The organism is Puniceibacterium confluentis (assembly GCF_007923445.1).
Taxonomy (GTDB): Bacteria; Pseudomonadota; Alphaproteobacteria; order Rhodobacterales; family Rhodobacteraceae; genus Puniceibacterium; species Puniceibacterium confluentis.
Genome location: NZ_VOJI01000128.1, coordinates 1 through 535, shown reverse-complemented (window position 1 = coordinate 535; position 535 = coordinate 1). Strand labels below are relative to the sequence as shown.

Here is a 535-nt window from a genome sequence, read left to right as displayed (position 1 = left end):
TGGAATGGTCTGCGGGTCAGTTCAACCGCATTGATCCTAGCAAAACAGAGGAACAATCGCTGATCAACAAAGATTTCCCAACCTACAATTTTGATGTGATTGACGGTGTGAATTACCAGATTGATGTAACTCAGCCTGCACGATATGATGCCAAGGGAACTATTATTGATTCTTCAGCCCATCGTATCAAGGATCTGCAATACAATGGGAAGGCTATTGATCCTGCACAGAAATTTATCGTTGCGACCAATAACTATCGTGCTTCCTCCTCCAAACTGGCCAACCCAGATGGCAAACGTATTGTGATGGCAGCACCAGATGAAAGTCGCCAAGTCGTTGTTGATTATATCCGTACGAACGGAACGATTAACCCGTCAGCGGACGGCAACTGGTCTATTGCTCCTTTTGGTCAGGCCAAGGTTACCTTTGAGTCCTCTCCTGATGCCAAAGATGTGCTAGCCGGAAATCAACAAATTTCATACTTGAGCAGCGCGGCAGACGGGTTTGCCAAATACAGCTTGAAAGCTGACGCTAA

Annotated in this window: 1 protein-coding gene; it reads left to right on the top strand. The window is 46.2% G+C overall.

What is annotated here, in order from left to right:
- On the top strand, nucleotides 1-535 hold a 535-nt coding region (locus FOY53_RS24310), incomplete at both ends, for a 5'-nucleotidase C-terminal domain-containing protein (RefSeq protein WP_186766744.1).